General features: G+C 60.8%; 22 protein-coding genes. 15 read left to right on the forward strand and 7 right to left on the reverse strand.

The genetic code is table 11. From position 1 onward, the window contains the following. The first annotated feature begins 3 nt into the window (after positions 1-3). From HBR94_RS14515 to HBR94_RS14535, 5 genes are read left to right on the forward strand one after another with little or no spacing between them, the layout of a single operon-like run. Entirely contained in the window at positions 4-543 is a 540-nt protein-coding gene (locus HBR94_RS14515; RefSeq protein ID WP_170045049.1) for a hypothetical protein, read from the forward strand. After that, complete coding sequence (locus tag HBR94_RS14520) at positions 543-842, forward strand: hypothetical protein (RefSeq protein ID WP_170045050.1); 300 nt, start codon at positions 543-545, stop codon at positions 840-842. The genes HBR94_RS14515 and HBR94_RS14520 overlap by 1 nt, the downstream gene beginning before the upstream one ends. Further along, entirely contained in the window at positions 839-1,093 is a 255-nt protein-coding gene (locus HBR94_RS14525) for a hypothetical protein (RefSeq protein WP_170045051.1), read from the forward strand. Before HBR94_RS14520 ends, HBR94_RS14525 begins: the two co-directional genes overlap by 4 nt. A 59-nt stretch (positions 1,094-1,152) precedes the next feature. Next, positions 1,153-1,578 (forward strand): cell wall hydrolase, encoded by a 426-nt coding sequence (locus tag HBR94_RS14530; protein ID WP_170045052.1) that lies wholly within the window; start codon positions 1,153-1,155, stop codon positions 1,576-1,578. Then, complete coding sequence (locus HBR94_RS14535; protein WP_170045053.1) at positions 1,578-2,135, forward strand: lysis system i-spanin subunit Rz; 558 nt, start codon at positions 1,578-1,580, stop codon at positions 2,133-2,135. The genes HBR94_RS14530 and HBR94_RS14535 overlap by 1 nt, the downstream gene beginning before the upstream one ends. On the opposite strand, the gene HBR94_RS14540 is transcribed toward HBR94_RS14535, so the two are convergent. From HBR94_RS14540 to HBR94_RS14555, 4 genes are all read right to left on the reverse strand, one after another. Next, on the reverse strand, positions 2,077-2,433 hold the full coding sequence (locus HBR94_RS14540) for a hypothetical protein (protein WP_065943780.1): 357 nt from the start codon (positions 2,431-2,433) through the stop codon (positions 2,077-2,079). The genes HBR94_RS14535 and HBR94_RS14540 overlap by 59 nt on opposite strands. A gap of 339 nt (positions 2,434-2,772) precedes the next feature. Beyond that, positions 2,773-3,330, reverse strand: coding sequence for a Smr/MutS family protein (locus tag HBR94_RS14545; protein ID WP_057440725.1), 558 nt, complete (start codon positions 3,328-3,330; stop codon positions 2,773-2,775). Positions 3,331-3,406: 76 nt separating this feature from the next. Continuing rightward, the gene (locus tag HBR94_RS14550) at positions 3,407-3,727 is read right to left on the reverse strand and encodes a hypothetical protein (RefSeq protein WP_057440727.1); all 321 of its coding nucleotides are present in this window, start codon (positions 3,725-3,727) and stop codon (positions 3,407-3,409) included. 140 nt (positions 3,728-3,867) lie between these two features. Then, positions 3,868-4,458: a cysteine hydrolase family protein gene (locus HBR94_RS14555; protein ID WP_057959045.1), complete on the reverse strand. Its 591-nt coding sequence runs from the start codon at positions 4,456-4,458 to the stop codon at positions 3,868-3,870. Between the two features lie 239 nt (positions 4,459-4,697). On the opposite strand from HBR94_RS14555, the gene prmB reads away from it, so the two are divergent. After that, on the forward strand, positions 4,698-5,606 hold the full coding sequence (gene prmB / locus HBR94_RS14560; RefSeq protein ID WP_170045054.1) for a 50S ribosomal protein L3 N(5)-glutamine methyltransferase: 909 nt from the start codon (positions 4,698-4,700) through the stop codon (positions 5,604-5,606). Between the two features lie 137 nt (positions 5,607-5,743). Here prmB and HBR94_RS14565 read toward each other — a convergent pair whose 3' ends face one another. Both HBR94_RS14565 and HBR94_RS14570 read right to left on the reverse strand, forming a co-directional pair. Then, positions 5,744-6,547 carry a hypothetical protein gene (locus HBR94_RS14565; RefSeq protein WP_115127806.1) on the reverse strand — a complete coding sequence of 268 codons (804 nt, stop codon included), beginning with the start codon at positions 6,545-6,547 and terminating at the stop codon, positions 5,744-5,746. A 100-nt stretch (positions 6,548-6,647) separates the two neighbouring features. Beyond that, entirely contained in the window at positions 6,648-7,610 is a 963-nt protein-coding gene (locus HBR94_RS14570; RefSeq protein ID WP_057440735.1) for an alpha/beta fold hydrolase, read from the reverse strand. Positions 7,611-7,752: 142 nt separating this feature from the next. Between HBR94_RS14570 and aroC the strand changes: the two genes are divergently transcribed. From aroC to HBR94_RS14590, 4 genes are all read left to right on the forward strand, one after another. Beyond that, the gene (gene aroC, locus HBR94_RS14575) at positions 7,753-8,844 is read left to right on the forward strand and encodes a chorismate synthase (RefSeq protein ID WP_057440738.1); all 1,092 of its coding nucleotides are present in this window, start codon (positions 7,753-7,755) and stop codon (positions 8,842-8,844) included. A gap of 10 nt (positions 8,845-8,854) precedes the next feature. Next, positions 8,855-10,003, forward strand: coding sequence for an MFS transporter (locus tag HBR94_RS14580; protein WP_057440740.1), 1,149 nt, complete (start codon positions 8,855-8,857; stop codon positions 10,001-10,003). A 46-nt stretch (positions 10,004-10,049) separates the two neighbouring features. Beyond that, a complete protein-coding gene (locus HBR94_RS14585) occupies positions 10,050-10,595 on the forward strand; it encodes an acireductone dioxygenase (RefSeq protein WP_057440742.1) in 546 nt (181 codons plus the stop codon). A gap of 212 nt (positions 10,596-10,807) precedes the next feature. Further along, on the forward strand, positions 10,808-11,119 hold the full coding sequence (locus HBR94_RS14590) for a helix-turn-helix transcriptional regulator (protein ID WP_081044200.1): 312 nt from the start codon (positions 10,808-10,810) through the stop codon (positions 11,117-11,119). 52 nt (positions 11,120-11,171) lie between these two features. Here HBR94_RS14590 and HBR94_RS14595 read toward each other — a convergent pair whose 3' ends face one another. Then, positions 11,172-11,450: a DUF3509 domain-containing protein gene (locus HBR94_RS14595; RefSeq protein ID WP_057440744.1), complete on the reverse strand. Its 279-nt coding sequence runs from the start codon at positions 11,448-11,450 to the stop codon at positions 11,172-11,174. Positions 11,451-11,800: 350 nt separating this feature from the next. Between HBR94_RS14595 and HBR94_RS14600 the strand changes: the two genes are divergently transcribed. From HBR94_RS14600 to HBR94_RS14620, 5 genes are all read left to right on the forward strand, one after another. After that, a complete protein-coding gene (locus HBR94_RS14600; protein WP_057440747.1) occupies positions 11,801-13,627 on the forward strand; it encodes a long-chain-acyl-CoA synthetase in 1,827 nt (608 codons plus the stop codon). Positions 13,628-13,737: 110 nt separating this feature from the next. Beyond that, positions 13,738-14,253 carry an ankyrin repeat domain-containing protein gene (locus tag HBR94_RS14605; protein WP_057440749.1) on the forward strand — a complete coding sequence of 172 codons (516 nt, stop codon included), beginning with the start codon at positions 13,738-13,740 and terminating at the stop codon, positions 14,251-14,253. 41 nt (positions 14,254-14,294) lie between these two features. After that, positions 14,295-14,825 (forward strand): hypothetical protein, encoded by a 531-nt coding sequence (locus HBR94_RS14610; RefSeq protein ID WP_057440752.1) that lies wholly within the window; start codon positions 14,295-14,297, stop codon positions 14,823-14,825. A gap of 67 nt (positions 14,826-14,892) precedes the next feature. Further along, positions 14,893-15,084, forward strand: a complete 192-nt coding sequence (locus HBR94_RS14615) for a PLDc N-terminal domain-containing protein (RefSeq protein WP_015885097.1) — start codon at positions 14,893-14,895, stop codon at positions 15,082-15,084. Positions 15,085-15,476: 392 nt separating this feature from the next. Continuing rightward, positions 15,477-17,564: an LTA synthase family protein gene (locus tag HBR94_RS14620; protein ID WP_115127810.1), complete on the forward strand. Its 2,088-nt coding sequence runs from the start codon at positions 15,477-15,479 to the stop codon at positions 17,562-17,564. Positions 17,565-17,577 lie beyond the last annotated feature (13 nt).

Consider the following 17,577-nt stretch of genomic DNA (forward strand, 5'->3'; position numbering starts at 1 on the left):
CTCATGGCCAGACAGGCAATTAACCTCGGCGCATTGCCGAACGGTGCAGGGGGCGATACTACGCGCTCTGCGAACATAAAAATTAACGATATGACGCAAGAGCTTTACGTTGCGCTTGGTGCTGACGGCAGCGGCGCCCTTCCTGGAGCTCTCCCATTATCGAAGGGCGGCACGGGGGCTAACAGTCTTGCAGGGGCCAAAGCTGCACTTGGTATTTCTGATCCCATTGTGTGGGGTAGTAATGCCAACGGTACGTTCGTCAAGTTTCCCGATGGCACGATGTTTTGTACTGGGACAAGGATGTCTGTTTCTGTTGTTGCAAATGTCAGGGCGGATTTTTACCCAACCTTTCCGGCTGATTTTATCCAGACTCCGACGCTTGTGCCGACGCTTGAGTATCCATCTGTTTCTGACGGTAATGGCACTACTGTTAAGCGGTTCACCGGGACGGCCATAGGCGGTACTCAAGCCTTATTGCAGATTACTTCCGGAGAAAACAACACTTACATGGTCGGGTACATCGCAATGGGAAGGTGGAAGTAATGATTATTACTCTGTCTCCATACTCTCCGATTGATCCATCTGCAACGCTTGAAATAAAAAAGCGCAGCGACGTACTCACAATCAACGGTGAGCGTTACGACTTCAGGCCCCTTCCGGAAGGGGCTACGCTTCCGATGGAGGCTATTTCCGGGACGTGGATCTCTCAACCTGTTCGCCGCGTAGATGGTGAGCTGATTATCACCATTCGTTTTCCGGTTGGGCCCGAGGCAACGGCAGCGGCGCTTTACCCGGCCGACATCATCAATCCGCCTGATGGCAATGTGAGGCTTCCCCAGTGAGCAATATCGATTACAGCATGATGAAGACGGCCGAGCAGCTGCAGCAAGAGCGTGAGCGCGAAGCGTTGGAGGCTGCCCTGGCTTCGCGGCGGGCGGCGTACCTCTCCGAGTCGGATCCGCTGCGCCTGGAAGCTGATTACGACGCCTTAAGCCAGGGGCTGGAGCCCGACTACGCCGAGTGGCTGGCATCCGTAGCGGCGATCAAGCAACGCTTCCCGCTGCCAGCCGCCACCGAGACCGTGAGCGACTGATCTTTAGCAATACACCGCCACCCGCCATCGAGCGGGTTTATTTTTGCCTGGAGAAAAGCATGACCACTTCCGATAAAGACCGGGACATCCTGGCGCGCACGCTCTGGGGTGAAGCCCGTGGCGAGGGGCTGGCCGGCCAGATCGCCGTGGCCTGGACTATCCGCAACCGCGTGTTCGATGGCAAGGCCAAGTCCTGGTGGGGCGAGGGCTACGCCGGCGTGTGCCTGAAGCCGTGGCAGTTCAGCTGCTGGAACCAGAACGACCCGAACTACGCCTACCTCAGCGGCGCCAAGCCGATCCCGGCCGCGCAGTTCTCACAGGCACAGCGTGCTGCTGACCAGGTGATGGCTGGCGCGGTACCGGACCCAACCGGCGGGGCCACGCACTACTACGCAACCACGATGCCCAAGGCCCCGGCCTGGGCGGCGAAGGCCAAGCAGACGTTGCGCATGGGGCATCACGTCTTCTTCAAGGATGTGCCGTGATGACTCCCGTCCAGAAGCTTGCCGGTCTGGTGGTGCTGATCCTGGTGCTGATGGCCGGCGCCGCCGGCGTTACCTGGCAGGTTCAGGAATGGCGCATGGGCAAGAGGCTGGCCGAGCAGGCCGGCCAGCACCAGGGACAACTTGCCGAAGTCAGCGCGGCGGCTGCCAAGCAGGTGAGCGCCGAGCAGGGTAAGCGCCTGACCCTGGAGCAAAGGCTGGCCGCCTCCGATCAACAACACACCCAGGAGCTTTCCTATGCTCAACGCAACCAGGTTTTGCTGCGTGACCGCCTTGCTACTGCTGATTTGCGGCTGTCAGTCCTTCTCGACGCCACGGATTCAGCCAGTGGCTGCAACGTGCCTGCCACCTCCGGCGCCGTCGGCGTGGTTCATGGAGCCCAGAGAGCCCAACTTAACCCAGCGCATGCTCAACGAATTATCGCCATCACCGATGCCGGCGACCAAGGATTGATCGCGCTGCGGGCGTGCCAGGCGTATGTCAGGGCTGTGGCCCCCTCAATACTTTCAACTCCAGCAGCAGCCGCTGATTCTCCCTGAAGAGGTGGTCGCGTTGATCGGTCACCAGGTCGACGCTTCGAAAGCTTCTCTTGTCAGTCTGGTCATTGCCCATCGCCGATATGCGCTCAAGGGCGTCCCTCAGCGCCGTCTCTGCCGACGCTTTTCCGGTGGCGAGCAGGTCATTCATCTGGACCAGCCCCGCAACGTTCGCCCGTGCCTTGCTCAGCAGGCGATAGGCGGTTGTGAGCTCGTCCTCGAGTAGCGCGCACTGGTGCTTGTACATTTCCAGGGGCGTAGGGCACCCAAGCCACGTCGAGGTGTCTTCGTCGATATTCATTGTGGGGTGATCCAAATGCTGTATGTGCATACAGTAATCGAGGTTTGCGGGTTGTGCGATGTGAGGCGACGAGCTGTAGGGGATTTTGGTTTGGTGTTCGGTCGGCAGGACGCCGGGGGAGGGGATTAATCTTGTACCACTTTTTGTACCAATGACCGTGTTTGCCAGGGTAAATCCGGGTGTTTCTGAGGGAGCAAACCCCCGGATTCATTGGCTTTTACTACTTACCACTACCCATTGAAAATCGCTGTGTAATTCTGTTCCAGGGACATGAAACTACCTGTGGGATTTTCGCAAAGTGCAAGGGTACGGTGGCCGGCAGATCGCTGCAAGCGTGGGTTACTCGTCACGCCCTTCGAGCATCGTGCGCTTGAGCATCACATACACCGCCCCGGCACCGCCATGGCGCGGTTGGCAGGAGGTGAAACCGAGCACTTGGGTGTGCTGGCGCAACCAGGTGTTGACGTGGCTTTTGATCATCGGGCGCTTGCCGTCCAGGCGCACGGCCTTGCCGTGGGTCACGCGCACGCAGCGGATTTCGAACTTGGTGGCTTCGGCCAGGAAGGCCCAGAGGGTTTCCCGGGCCTTTTCCACAGTCATGCCGTGCAGGTCGAGGCTGCCTTCGAAGGGAATCTGTCCGGCCTTGAGCTTGCGCACCTGGCTTTCCTGGACCCCGTCGCGGGACCACATCAACTCGTCCTCGGGGCCGACGTCAATCACGAACTGGTCCGACAGACCGTCCACCGTGGTGGCATCCGTACGCACCGTGGCCGCCTGGCGCAGCTTGGCGATCTGTGCGCGGTCGGTCTTGGGTTTGCCGGTGTCGGCACGGTCGTGCTTGATCGGCTTGACACCGCGCAGCTCGTTTTTGAACAGGGAAAAATCGTCGTCTTGCATGTCAGCCTCCGCGAAGGGCGGGCAGTTTACCCAAATCGAGGCGGTTGATGCGGGACAAAACGCTATCAGTGTTCCCTCAATCGTGCTTTTTCATCAGGTGCGAGGCGATGTTCAGCGACAGCGGCTGGTGCATACGGCGCCGGCAACGGCGCCACCACCAAATTCCCAGCCACAGGATCAACAGCCCGCCGGCCAACAGCAGCGCCGCGCCGCCGGGGCTGGTATTGAGCTCGCCGAGCGCGGGCGAATGGCCCAGCAGCGCGGCTGCACCCGCCAACGAAAGCAGCAAGCCAAACAGCGCGAGCAACGCAGCAAACGCTACGCCCAGGCGCAGACGCCAGTTGCTCGGGCCCTTGGGGCGCAAGCGACGAGCGTCAAAACCATCGGATATCTTCATTCCGACCTTTCCTCCAGGGTATCGGCCCTTCGACCGGAAGATAAACAACTTGTTCCGGGCTGGGAGGCAATTGCGGTAAATGACAGGCTTTAGCGGATGAGCGGGGCCTGAGGTGGCCGCGCCGCTCATCAACAGGGCGATCAGATCAGATCTTGGGTCAAGGCGAGGGTGGCGAAGTTGTCGGCCATGATGGCCATTTCCGTTTGCTGCACATGTTCGGCGCTGAGGATGCCGCCCTTGTAAGGCAGGTCGCGGGTGGCGCAGGCGTCTTCCACCAGGGTGCAACGAAAGCCCAGGTTCTTCGCTGCGCGCACCGTGGTGCTGACGCTGGAGTGGCTCATGAAACCACAGACGATCAAGTCCAGGGAGCCCAGCTCCTGCAGGGTTTTTTCCAGCGGCGTGCCGTGGAAAGCGCTGGGCAGCAGCTTGCCGATGATGGTTTCGTCATCGTGCGGCTCCAGGCCGGGGATGAATTCGCCGCGCTCGCCCTGAGGGTCGAACAGGCCGCCGACGGTGCCCAGGTGACGGACATGCACGATCGGGCGCCCGGCCTTGCGGGCGGCAGCACTCAGTTGCTTGATGTTTTCCACGGCGGCGTCCATGCCCGACAGGGCGAGCGGGCCGCTCAAATATTCTTTCTGGGCATCGATGATCACAAGGGTCGCGTGGCTCAAATTGGCCGGTGCGTAACCGCGACCGCTGAGTTGAAACATCGTCTTTGGAACGGACATTCTGGGGCTCCTGTGAGTGGGGCTTTTGCGACATTGTCCTCTGGCTGAGCGGTTCTGTGAATCGCTACTAACGTAAGGTGCGCCGTTGTTGGCCTACAGCCATGTCAAGAGGGACAGCGGTATAGCAGAAAAACCTTGAATCAGGTTGAGTCTGACCCGCCGTCGCAGTTTTTCATACATCGTCCGTACAGCTTAAGGCTGTTAGAATTGCCAGTCGTTTTTTCCTGGAGCTTGCCCCCGTGATCACTTCCCGCCTGCGCACCTTGCGCGACCATATCCGTTGGGCTGTCAGCCGTTTCCATGGGGAAGACCTGTTTTTTGGCCATGGTACGGACAATGCCTGGGACGAAGCCCGGCAATTGGTACTGGGTGCACTGCACCTGCCTTGGGAAATTGCCGACAGCTACCTGGACTGCAACCTCGAAGAAGAAGAGATTTCCCACGTACAGCGTCTGCTGCATCGCCGTATCCACGAGCGCGTGCCCACGGCCTACCTGTTGAAAGAAGCCTGGTTCTGCGGCATGTCGTTTATCGTCGACGAGCGCGTGCTGATCCCGCGTTCACCGATTGGCGAGTTGATCGAAAACCGCTTTGAACCCTGGCTGGCCCAGCCACCGGCGCGCATCCTTGACCTGTGCACCGGCTCCGGTTGCATCGGCATCGCCTGCGCCTACGAGTTCCAGGAAGCCGAAGTGGTGCTGGGGGACTTGTCCTTCGAAGCACTGGAAGTGGCCAACCAGAACATCGAGCGCCATGGCGCCGACGAGCGCGTGTACACCGTGCAGGGTGACGGCTTCGACGGTTTGCCCGGCCAGCGTTTTGACCTGATTGTGTCCAACCCGCCGTATGTCGATGCCGAAGACTTTGCCGACATGCCCGATGAATACCAGCACGAACCCGAATTGGGCCTGGCCTGCGGTGACGATGGCTTGAACCTGGTGCGCCGGATGTTGGCCGAGGCGGCCGATCATCTGACCGAGAAGGGCTTGCTGATTGTCGAGGTGGGCAACAGCCAGTTGCACGTTGAAGCGCTGTACCCGGAAGTGGATTTTGCCTGGCTGGAGTTCCAGAACGGCGGGCATGGCGTATTCATGCTGACGGCGGAGCAGTGCCGGGCCCATCAGGCGGTGTTTGCCTCTCGCGTCTGATCAGGCGGAACTGAATGTGGGAGCGGGCTTGCTCGCGAAAGCGATGGATCAGTCAATACATGTACCGACTGATCCGCTGCTTTCGCGAGCAAGCCCGCTCCCACATTTGATTTGTATTGTTCAGTGAAACCGAGTGGTCAGCGATGCGTCGCAATCCAGATCAATAATCCCGCCTGGAACACGGTAAACGCCACCAGGCAGGTGATGGTGAAGCGCAAGCCGCTGTCCTCGCGCTTGAACTTGATGACCTTTTCTTCCTCGTGGCGCAGCTTCACTTCCTGCTCGGCCAGGTTTTGTTCGGCCTGTTGCAGCATTTGCGCCGCTTCGAGGATTTCCACGAACTGCACCTTCTCGGTGTTCCAGCTGTCCAGCACTTCGCTGACCTTGCCCGGCTGCACATGGCCTTTCAGGTGCTGGACATCGGCATAGGCCACATCAAAACCCTGGATCCGCAAAAAGTGGTCGCGACGCAGGCGCGTGGCTTCGTTCAGCGCGTCCTTGTTCGCCAGGTCGACGCCGTCGACGCGATAGTGCGACCACTTCTTTTTTGCCCACGCAGCGCCCTGGGCTACCAGGAAGCGGCCAAGGCCTCGGTTCGCGGGTTCGATTTCCAGGCTGTTGCTTGGGCCGAAGTGCACGCGGTGGGTGGCATGATCGACCCACACATCCAGGTGATTCTGTTCGCGCCGCACCCGTTGGGCAGGCAACTGGATGACCATGCGCAGCAGGCTGTGGTCCTTGTTGTTGCGCTCGGCGTAGCCAAACTGCACAAAGCGCAAGGGGCGGGCGCCGGTTGCGCGGTCGGTGGCCAAGGGCGCCAGGCGCAGCATTTTGAAGTGTTCGGCCTCAACCTCTGCCCACGGCAGCGCAGCTGCAGCCGCCGCTTCGGTGTCGGCGGTGGTTTCGGCGGGAGGTTGTGGTACTGCTTCGGTGTTCGTCATTCGGCGCGATCCTGTCCAAGCCCAGCTAGTCGACAGGCTTTTTGCTGTCGACCTTGTGCTTATCGGCCGTTCTTTCCAGGACTGGAGGGTAAATAGTGGGTTATCGGTGGCGAAGTCCGTCGATAAAGCCAACCAGACGCCTACCCAGCGCATCGGCGAGGGGCAATTGTGGATTGTTGTAGGAGCTCAACTGCTGCTTCACCTCGTTGGGCACGATGCGCATGACGTGGTTCATGCCGGGAATCACCGCCAGTTCGGCGTCAGGTTTGGCCTGCTTGAGCTTCTGGGCATCGGCGACCCCTACTTGCAGGTCGGTGGTGCCCTGGACAATCAGGGCTGGCATCGTCAGGCGGGCGAACGCCGCTGCGGGGTCCGCACGAAACAGGCTGATCAGGTACGGCTGCACGCTGGGACGGAAAATACCCTGCAGCGGGCCCGGCACATCGGCATCCACCTGGCCGGCCTTGAGCCGGTCGAGGATCTGGTTGCTGCGCAGCAGCAGGGCCGGCGGCAGGTGATCCGCCAATTGCTGGCGAATCACCTGGTCCACCGGGCGGGCGCTGCCGGACAGGGAAATCACCCCGTCGGGGTTGAGTTCAGGGGCGGCGAGGGCAGCCACCAACGCGCCTTCACTGTGCCCCAGCACCACCAGGGGCCCGAAGCGCGGATCGGCCTTGAGCGATTTGCCCCAGGCCACGGCGTCGGCCACATAGGCGTCCAGCGTCAGGTTGCGCTCGTCTGGCGTGGCCTTGAGGCTGGCGGCCACGCCGCGTTTGTCGTAGCGCACGCTGGCAATGTTATGGCGCGCCAGCACCCAGGCCAGGCGCTTGAGGCTGTCATTGCGCGCGCCTTCGGCACTGTTGCCGTTGCGGTCGGTGGGGCCGGAGCCTGCAATGATCAGCACTACAGGCACGGGTTTGTCGGATTGGGGCAGCAGTAAAGAGCCAAACAGCTCGCCGCTGCCGGTGTCCAGGCTGATGGGTCGTTGCAGTACGACAGGGCTGGCGGCGTGGGCGACGCTACAGAACAGGGTGAGGGTAAACAGCAAAACTCGCAGCATCATCGCGCCATCATGAGGAAGGTGCCGGTTGGACCAACGTCTACCGGGAAGGTTTCGAGGATGAACTACTGGGTGAGCCTGCGTATACTGGCGCGCTTAGTTATCACGGTTGAGTTGATTCAACTGATTTCACGGAGCGCTCTGCATGTCCGGCAATACCTACGGCAAGCTGTTCACTGTCACCACCGCGGGCGAAAGCCATGGTCCGGCGTTGGTCGCCATTGTCGACGGCTGCCCGCCCGGCCTTGAGCTGTCCCTGGACGACCTGCAGCGCGACCTCGACCGCCGCAAGCCCGGCACCAGCCGCCACACCACCCAGCGCCAGGAGCCCGACGAAGTCGAGATCCTCTCCGGCGTGTTCGAGGGTCGCACTACCGGTTGCGCCATCGGCCTGCTGATCCGCAACACTGACCAGAAGTCCAAGGACTACTCGGCGATCAAGGATCTGTTCCGCCCGGCCCACGCCGACTACACCTACCACCATAAATACGGCGAGCGCGACTACCGTGGCGGTGGCCGCAGTTCGGCGCGGGAAACCGCGATGCGCGTGGCCGCCGGAGCCATTGCCAAGAAGTACCTGGCAACCCAGGGCATCCTGATTCGTGGCTACATGAGCCAACTGGGCCCGATCGAAATCCCGTTCAAGACCTGGGACAGCGTGCAAGACAACGCTTTCTTCAGCCCCGACCCGGACAAGGTGCCGGAACTGGAAGCCTATATGGACCAGTTGCGCCGCGACCAGGATTCGGTGGGCGCGAAAATCACGGTGGTCGCCGAAGGGGTGATGCCGGGCCTGGGCGAGCCGATTTTCGACCGCCTGGACGCCGAACTGGCCCACGCGCTGATGAGCATCAACGCGGTCAAGGGCGTGGAAATCGGCGCCGGCTTCGCCTGTGTCGCCCAGCGCGGCACCGAGCACCGCGATGAGCTGACCCCCGAAGGTTTTGTCAGCAACAATGCGGGTGGCATTCTCGGCGGTATCTCGTCCGGCCAGCCGATTGTGGCGCACCTGGCACTCAAGCCGACCTCGAGCATCACCACGCCGGGGCGTTCGATTGATGTGCATGGCAACCCGGTGGATGTGATTACCAAGGGCCGCCATGACCCTTGCGTCGGCATCCGCGCCACGCCGATTGCCGAAGCAATGATGGCCATTGTGCTGATGGACCATCTGCTGCGGCACCGTGGGCAGAATGCCGATGTGCGCGTGACTACTCCGGTGCTGGGCCAACTGTGACGGTCTGACCGTGACAGCGCTCCCGTACTGGCGACTTTCCAGCTTCTATCTGTTCTATTTCGCCCTGCTGGGGGCGACGGCGCCGTTCCTGGCGCTGTACTTCCATCATCTGGGGTTCTCCAGCGCGCGCATTGGCGAGTTGGTCGCAATCCCGATGCTGATGCGCTGCGTGGCCCCCAATATCTGGGGCTGGCTGGGTGACTACACCGGGCGGCGCCTGGCCATTGTGCGGTTTGGCGCGGTGTGCACGCTGCTCAGTTTTTCGCTGATCTTTGTCAGCCAGAGCTATGCCTGGCTGGCGTTGGTGATGGCCCTGCACGCGTTCTTCTGGCATGCGGTGCTGCCGCAGTTCGAGGTCATCACCCTGGCGCACCTGCAAGGTCAGACCTCGCGCTACAGCCAGGTCCGCTTATGGGGCTCCGTCGGGTTTATCCTTGCCGTCGTCGCCCTGGGGCGCCTGTTCGAGGCCCTGAGCCTGGACATCTACCCGGTGGCGATCGTGTTGATCATGGCCGGCATCATCGGTGCGAGTTGGTGGGTGCCCAATGCCCAGCCGGCTGCCACCGGTGGTCGCGGTGCCGGCGACGGCTTCCTGCGGCAACTGCGCAGCCCTGGCGTGCTGGCGTTTTACGCCTGTGTCGCGTTGATGCAAATGAGCCACGGCCCGTACTACACCTTCCTCACCCTGCACCTGGAAAACCTCGGTTACAGCCGCGGTGTGATCGGCTTGCTGTGGGCCTTGGGTGTGGTGGCGGAAGTGTTGATGTTCATGGCCATGAGCCGGATTCTCACGCGCTTCTCGGTGCGCCGGGTGCTGGTGGCCAGTTTCCTGTTGGCCGCGTTACGCTGGCTGTTGCTGGGGTCATTCGCCGAATTCCTGTGGGTGCTGTTGCTCGCCCAGGTGCTGCATGCCGCGACCTTTGGCAGCTTTCATGCGGCGGCCATTCAATTTGTGCAGCGCAGCTTCGGTGCGCGCCAGCAAGGCCAGGGCCAGGCCTTGTATGCGGCGCTGGCCGGCACCGGCGGCGCGCTCGGCGCCTTGTATTCCGGGTACAGCTGGAACCAGTTGGGGCCGACCCTGACCTTCAGTATCGCCAGCCTCGCGGCCCTGGCCGCCGCGTTGATCATGGCGCTGCGCTTGCCCGAGGAGCAGCCGTGAGCCCGGCCCATCATCTGCAGACTCTTACCGCCCGAGGACCCCTTTTATGAGCATTCTTTGCGTTTATCACCTTTCTACCCCGGACACCCCGAACAAGGTCTTGACCCACGCTGACGATATTGCCTCGACCCTGGCCGAGCAGGGCGTGGGCTTCGAACGCTGGCAGGCCAGCACCCGTGTCGAGGCCGGCGCCAGTGCTGCCGAAGTGACGGCGGCGTACCAGGAGCAAATTGACAGCTGGATGACGGCACAGGGCTACGCGCAGGTGCAAGTGTTGAGCGTGAACCGCGAGCACCCGCAAAAGGTTGCCCTTGCCGCAGGTTTGCGCGATGAGCATTACCACGGGGCTGATGAGATCCGCTTGTTCGCCGCCGGCCGTGGTTTGCTCGGCCTGCATATCGGCGACTATGTCTACACGGTGCTCTGCGAAAAACACGACCTGCTGCGCATACCGGCCGGCATGCCACGCTGGTTTGACCTGGGGGAGGAGCCGCGTGTGGTTGCTATCAGTCTGTTCCAGACGGCGTCCGGGGCTGAGGCGCAAGTGACCGGCAGCGGGATCGCCCAAGGTTTCCCGGGGCTGGATGATTGACCTTAGTTCACTATCTGCAAACTTATTCAATATGCTCAAGTTGGATAAGTTTGTGGGAATGGACTCTATAGTTTGTAAGTTCCAGCTATTTGTCTGAGGGTCGATGTGTTAACCCTTGGCTTTATGTAACTCTCCCGTCGCTGTGTACCTATCTGTCAATAGGAGTTGTCCGAATATTGACAGTGCAAACCACTACGAAAGGGAGAGGCAGCATGAGCAGTCCAGAGGAGCCCACCCCATCCGTACCTGGGCCGGCGGTCAGTGTGGCAACAGATGTTTGTGAGCAGGCATGCGACGACAGGGCAGGCGACGCACAGTCGTTGCCGGATAAGCCACTGACGGCCAAGGAGTTGGAAATACTGCGCTGGGCCACGGAGGGCAAGACAGTGTGGGAGATCAGCCGGATTCGCTGTGTCTCACAGGCCACGGTGAAGTTTCACCTGCGCAATATCTACGGCAAGTTGCACGTCAATAACCGGGTCCAGGCGGTGAGTGAAGCGATCAGGCGCGGGTTGTGCGGATAAAAAAGGGCCGTGAAGCGCAACGGCTTCACGGCCCTGGGAAACGCAGTGGTACTTATGCCGAATGGTAGGTCGGCAGGGCAAAGCGGTGCTGGCTTTGCAACATCGAAATCTGCGGCAACTCGCTGGCTTGTTCTGCCAGGTCGCGGCGGATAGCGCTGATGACCCAGGTCAGTTGGTCGGCAGTGTGCAGCTGCTGGTACGAGATCGAGCGTTTGATCTGCTTGCCCTCGGTGTTGCGCAGGGTCAGCAGGATCCCACCGTCAGGGCGCGCCTGGGTGGTGACGTCGTAGGCGGAGAATACAGAAGCGAATTTATCTTGGATCAGGCTCATGTCTATCGGCTCCATTGGCTCGTGTTGTGCGGCATGGAGTGATAGGTGCAGTGATTGTGCCAGTATCGCGATTTATATAAAAACGATATAAATCAATAGCTTGAGAAAAATCGAACTTTTCACTTTCGTGCAATATGCATGAATGGCCATCGTGCATCCTGCATTTTGCGCTATTGGGCGATGACGAACGGTATCGTGCGTCACCGGTGCCTGGGATACAAAACATTGCAAATCCCGCGTGTACAGCCAAGGAATGGCTGGCGTATTTTCCTGCAAGGCATTCAGGAATGGTCCTACACCGCATGAAGGCCCGTGGACCCTACGAATAATAAGAAAAAGGACTTCTGTGCATGAGCAATTCCCATAGCGAGATGATTACCCTCGGCATGATGTTGCGTAAGGTGCCGACCATTGTCCGGGCCCTGCCACGGTTGGTGCGCGGTATCCGTGTCGCCAATATCACGGACCCCGACCAGCCGTGCGGCCTGGGCTGGACCTTCGAACAGGCCACCCAGCGCAACCCCGAAGGCGCCGCGCTGTTGTTTGGCGACCAGGTGCTCAGCTACCGCCAGGCCAACCAGCACGCCAATCGCATCGCCCATCACCTGCAGGCCCAAGGCATTGGCAAGGGTGATGTGGTCGCGCTGTTTATTGAAAACCGTCCCGAACTGCTGTTGACCGTGCTGGCGGTGGCCAAGGTCGGCGGCATCTGCGCCATGCTCAATACCGCGCAGACCCAGGCGGTGCTGGTGCATAGCCTGACCCTGGTCAACCCGGTGGCAATTGTGGTCGGCGCCGAACTGGTCGACGCCTACGACGCGGTACGTGAGCAGGTGGCGATTGATCCGCAGCGCACCTGGTATGTCGCCGATCAACAGGTGGCGCCTGTGCCCCAGGGCTATATCGACCTGATGGCCGCCAGCGCAGACTGTTCCACGGATAACCCGGCCAGCAGCCAACAGATCTACTTCAACGACCCGTGCTTCTATATCTACACCTCCGGCACCACCGGTTTGCCCAAGGCCGGTATCTTCAAGCATGGGCGCTGGATGAAATCCTCGGCCAGCTTCGGCACCATCGCTCTGGATATGGGGCCGGAGGACGTCGTCTATTGCACTCTGCCGCTGTACCACGCCACCGGGCTCTGTGTGTGTTGGGGTTCGGCGATTGCCGGCGCGTCGGGGTTTGCCATCCGCCGCAAGTTCAGCGCCAGCCAGTTCTGGGACGATGTGCGCAAATTCAACGCGACCACCCTGGGCTATGTCGGCGAATTATGCCGCTACCTGATGGACCAGCCGCCCAGCGAACGCGACCGCGACAACCGAGTGGTGAAGATGATCGGCAACGGCTTGCGTCCGGGAGTGTGGGGGCCGTTCAAGGAGCGTTTTGGTGTGGGGCATATCTGCGAGTTGTACGCCGCCAGTGACGGCAATATCGGCTTCACCAACGTGCTGAATTTCGACAACACCATCGGCTTTTCCCTGATGCACTGGGCGCTGGTGGACTACGCCCACGACACTTGCGAGCCGATCCGTGGCAGCAATGGTTTTATGCGTGAAGTGCAGAAGGGCGGCCAGGGCCTGCTGCTGGCCAGGATCGACGACAAGGCGCCGTTCGATGGCTACACCGACCCGGAAAAAAACCGCAAGGTGGTCTTGAGCGACGTGTTCGAAAAGGGCGACCGCTACTTCAACACCGGCGATCTGTTGCGCAGCATTGGCTTTGGCCATGCGCAGTTCGTGGACCGTCTGGGCGACACCTATCGCTGGAAGGGCGAGAACGTCTCCACCACCGAGGTGGAAAACATCTTTATGCAGCACCCGCAGATCACCGAGGCGGTGGCCTACGGCGTGGAAATCGCCAACACCAATGGCCGCGCCGGGATGGCGGCGATTACCCCGTCCGAATCCCTGGCCACCCTGGATATGCAGGCGTTGCTGCAATTCGCCCAGAGCCAGATGCCGGCCTATGCGGTGCCGCTGTTCCTGCGGGTCAAGGTGAAGATGGAAACCACCGGCACCTTTAAGTACCAGAAGGTCCGCCTTAAGGAAGAGGCCTTCGACCCGCACAAGGTGGGGGACGATCCGCTCTACGCCTGGTTACCGGGCAGCGATACCTATGTGCCCGTGACCGTGCAGGTGCTGGCGGATATCCAGAGTGGAAAATATCGCTACTAGGGCGGCTCGATAGAACCTGGCTATTGTGGCTTTCGGCAAAAAAGGGGTGACAGGCGCGGCGCTGCTCGGGAAACTGACGGCCTTACGCCACACCCCACAGGGAGCCGCAGATGTCTGATCAAGCCAAACAAATGACCGAAGAAGAAGCCGCCGAATTTGCCGAGCAGGTCTTCGACGTGGCCCGCCGCGGTGATGCCGCCATGCTGGCTGCGCTGCTGGCCAAGGGCTTGCCGGTGAATCTGCGCAATCACAATGGCGATACCTTGTTGATGTTGTCCGCTTATCACGGGCACGCCGAGGCGGTGAAAGTGCTGCTGGAATTCAAGGCCGATCCGCAGATCGCCAACGACAAGAACCAACTGCCGATTGCTGGTGCCGCGTTCAAGGGCAACCTGGCGGTGGTCAAGGCGTTGATTGAAGGCGGCACCCCGGTTGACGGCGCCTCTGCCGATGGCCGCACGGCGCTGATGATGGCGGCGATGTTCAACCGCACCGAAATGGTCGAGTACCTGATCAGTGTGGGGGCCAACCCCAAGGCCACGGATGCCCAGGGGGTAACGGCCCTGGTGGCGGCCCAGACCATGGGGGCAGCGGATACGACGGCGCAGTTGCAAAAACTGGTGTAGGCTTTGCGCCCTCAAAATCAGCCTCGCCACAGGATTCGCCCATGAACACCGCGCTCGTCGAACTCATCACTAAAATCAGTTCCGGTTGCCTGGGCGACGCCGAGATCGTGCGGATCGCCGATGAGGCCAGCCAGGCCTACGCCGATGCCGATGGGTTCCTGGCGGCCAACCCTGATATCAACTACGACGACACCTTCCCCATCCCGCTGGGCGAGTGGATTGTGGTCGGCAGCCTGCCGGAAACGGTGCTGTTCCAGGCCGACACCTACCAGGACCTGTTCGCCCAGATCGTCGCCTCCTTTGGTCCCGACGTTGCGTTCAACCTCAAGCCCAAGCAGTTGGCCAAGACCGAGGCGCTGACGGCCCTTAATCGCATCCAGATCCAGCTCGGCGCCATGAACCCGGAAAACGGCGGCTACACCCTGATGAATTTCAGCCAGTTGCTCGATGACGAAATCCAGGCCGTGCTGGTCTATGGCAATGACGTGCCACGGGTGCTGGAATTGTGTGCCGAAGTCGGGATCAAGGGCGAACCGTCCCTGGAAGCCCTGCGCATTGCCGTCCACGTCTGAAATAAAACGGAACCCTGGCCAGGGCTGGCTATCCTAAACAGGCAAGCCCTCACTTAGGAGCGACACCATGGGTTCCACATTTAATGGTCTGATCGGGTTGATCATCCTGGCACTGGATATCTGGGCGATCATCAACGTGTTCAAAAGCGGCGCCAGCACCGGGGCCAAAGTGTTGTGGATCCTGTTGATCCTGCTGTTGCCGGTATTGGGCCTGATTATCTGGGCCATCGCCGGGCCACGGGGCAACGTGCGGCTCTGATCCTCTGCGGGCACAAGCATATAAATAATGTGGGAGCGCGCTTACCCGCGACAGCGGTGTATCAGTACCAGATTGATTGGCTGACACACCGCTATCGCGAGCAAGCTCGCTCCCACATTTGTTTGCGGCGTGTTCTGTAGATTTTTGTGTCTAGATATTCGCTGCACAAAATTTTCACACTTCATCCAAGACAATTCCCTCGCTTATTTTCCTGCCAAGGCCCGTCTGTGCCGCCAGGAGCGCTGTGCAATGAGTAATCAATAGCGTTGCCGACGTTGATCGGGCACCATCTGCCCACCGCGTAATACCCTGGACCCTGAGCCTTTATTGGCCGGGGCAGGACGCCGCTGCATTCTTTCGCCACTTAAACTTCCAATGGGTCCTCAAACAACATGGCAAACCCGGACGCCCTGAATCAGCAGCGAGCTTCTACTCGTCTGCTGCAACCGACCGTCAAGTCCCACCTGGCCTACACGCTGCTTTGCGCCCTGGTCATGATGGTGATGCTCTCCCTGCTGCGCCTGGGACTGTTGGTATACAACAGCGACATGATGCTCGACACCCCGGCCTCGACCTTCCTTGAAGCGTTCGTCAATGGCCTGCGCCTGGACTTGCGCCTGGTGGTGTACCTGAGCATCCCGCTGATACTGGCCCTGTTCAGCGTGCGCGCCATGGCCGCCCGTGGGTTCTTCCGGTTGTGGCTGACCGTGGTCTCCAGCATCGCGCTGTTCCTTGGCCTGATGGAGATGGACTTCTACCGCGAGTTCCACCAGCGCCTTAACGGCCTGGTCTTCCAGTACGTCAAGGAAGACCCGAAAACCGTGATGAGCATGCTCTGGTACGGTTTCCCGGTGGTGCGCTACCTGCTGGGCTGGGCCGTCGGTACCTTTATCCTGAGCATCGCCTTCAAGGGCGCCGACCGTGCGACGCGCCCCCGTGGCCCGTTCAGCGGTGGCACCGTCGGCACCCGCCAAGTCGCGCCGTGGTACAGCCGCATCGCGGTGTTCGTGGTGTGCCTGCTGATTGCCGTGGTCGCCGCGCGTGGCACCCTGCGCCAGGGTCCGCCACTGCGTTGGGGTGACGTGTACACCACCGACTCGAACTTCGCCAACCACCTGGGCCTCAACGGTACGTTGTCGCTGATCGGTGCAGCCAAGGCGCGCTTCTCCGAGCACCGTGAGAACGTCTGGAAAGCCACCCTGGAGCAGCCACTGGCGACCCAGACCGTGCGTGACATGCTGGTGCTGCCTGACGAAAAACTGGTGGATACCGACACTGCCGCCGTGCGCCGTGACTTCACGCCGCCGGCCGAGAAGACCCTGCCGATCAAGAACGTCGTGGTGATCCTGATGGAAAGCTTCGCCGGTCACTCGGTGGGCGCCCTGGGCAGTGGCGGCAAAATCACGCCGTACTTCGACGAGTTGACCAAGGAAGGCCTGCTGTTCGACCGTTTCTTCTCCAATGGTACCCATACCCACCAGGGCATGTTCGCCACCATGGCCTGCTTCCCGAACCTGCCAGGCTTCGAATACCTGATGCAGACCCCGGAAGGCAGCCACAAGCTGTCGGGCTTGCCGCAGTTGCTCAGCGCCCGTGATTTTGACGACGTGTATGTCTACAACGGCGACTTCGCCTGGGACAACCAGTCGGGCTTCTTCAGCAACCAGGGCATGACCAACTTCATTGGCCGCAATGACTTCGTCGACCCGGTGTTCTCCGATCCTACCTGGGGCGTGTCCGACCAGGACATGTTCGACCGGGGCCTGCAGGAGCTGAAGGCGCGCGAAGGCGGCAAGCCGTTCTACGCCCTGCTGCAAACCCTGTCCAACCACACGCCGTACGCCTTGCCGACGCCGTTGCCGGTCGAGCCGGTGACTGATCGTGGCCGTCTCAACGAGCATTTGACGGCCATGCGCTACTCCGACTGGGCCCTGGGCCAGTTCTTCGAGAAGGCCCGTAAGGAGCCGTACTTCAAGGACACCCTGTTTGTGATCGTTGGCGACCATGGTTTCGGTAACGAGCAACAGATCACCGAAATGGACCTTGGGCGCTTCAACGTGCCGCTGCTGCTGATCGCACCGGGCGTGCAGGACAAGTTCGGCGTGCGTGACCACACCGTGGGCACGCAGATCGACATCGTGCCGACCATCATGGGCCGCCTGGGCGGTGAAACCCGCCACCAGTGCTGGGGCCGCGACCTGCTCAACTTGCCGGAAGGCGACAAGGGCTTTGGCGTGATCAAGCCCTCGGGCAGCGACCAGACCGTGGCGTTGCTCACTGCCGACCGTGTGTTGGTACTGCCCAAGGAAATGCCACCGAAACTGTGGCAATACGAACTGGGCGCCAACCCGACCGGCAAGGTAATTCCCGAGTCGGCGGATGAGGCGCAACTCAAGCAGAAACTTGAGTCGTTCCTGCAAACCGCGACCAAGAGCCTGCTGGATAACACCGCAGGCGTGGTAGACGGCAAGCCGGACTAATCGCCCGGCAATA

It is taken from the genome of Pseudomonas sp. WS 5412 (assembly GCF_012985615.1).
Taxonomy (GTDB): domain Bacteria; phylum Pseudomonadota; class Gammaproteobacteria; order Pseudomonadales; family Pseudomonadaceae; genus Aquipseudomonas; species Aquipseudomonas shahriarae.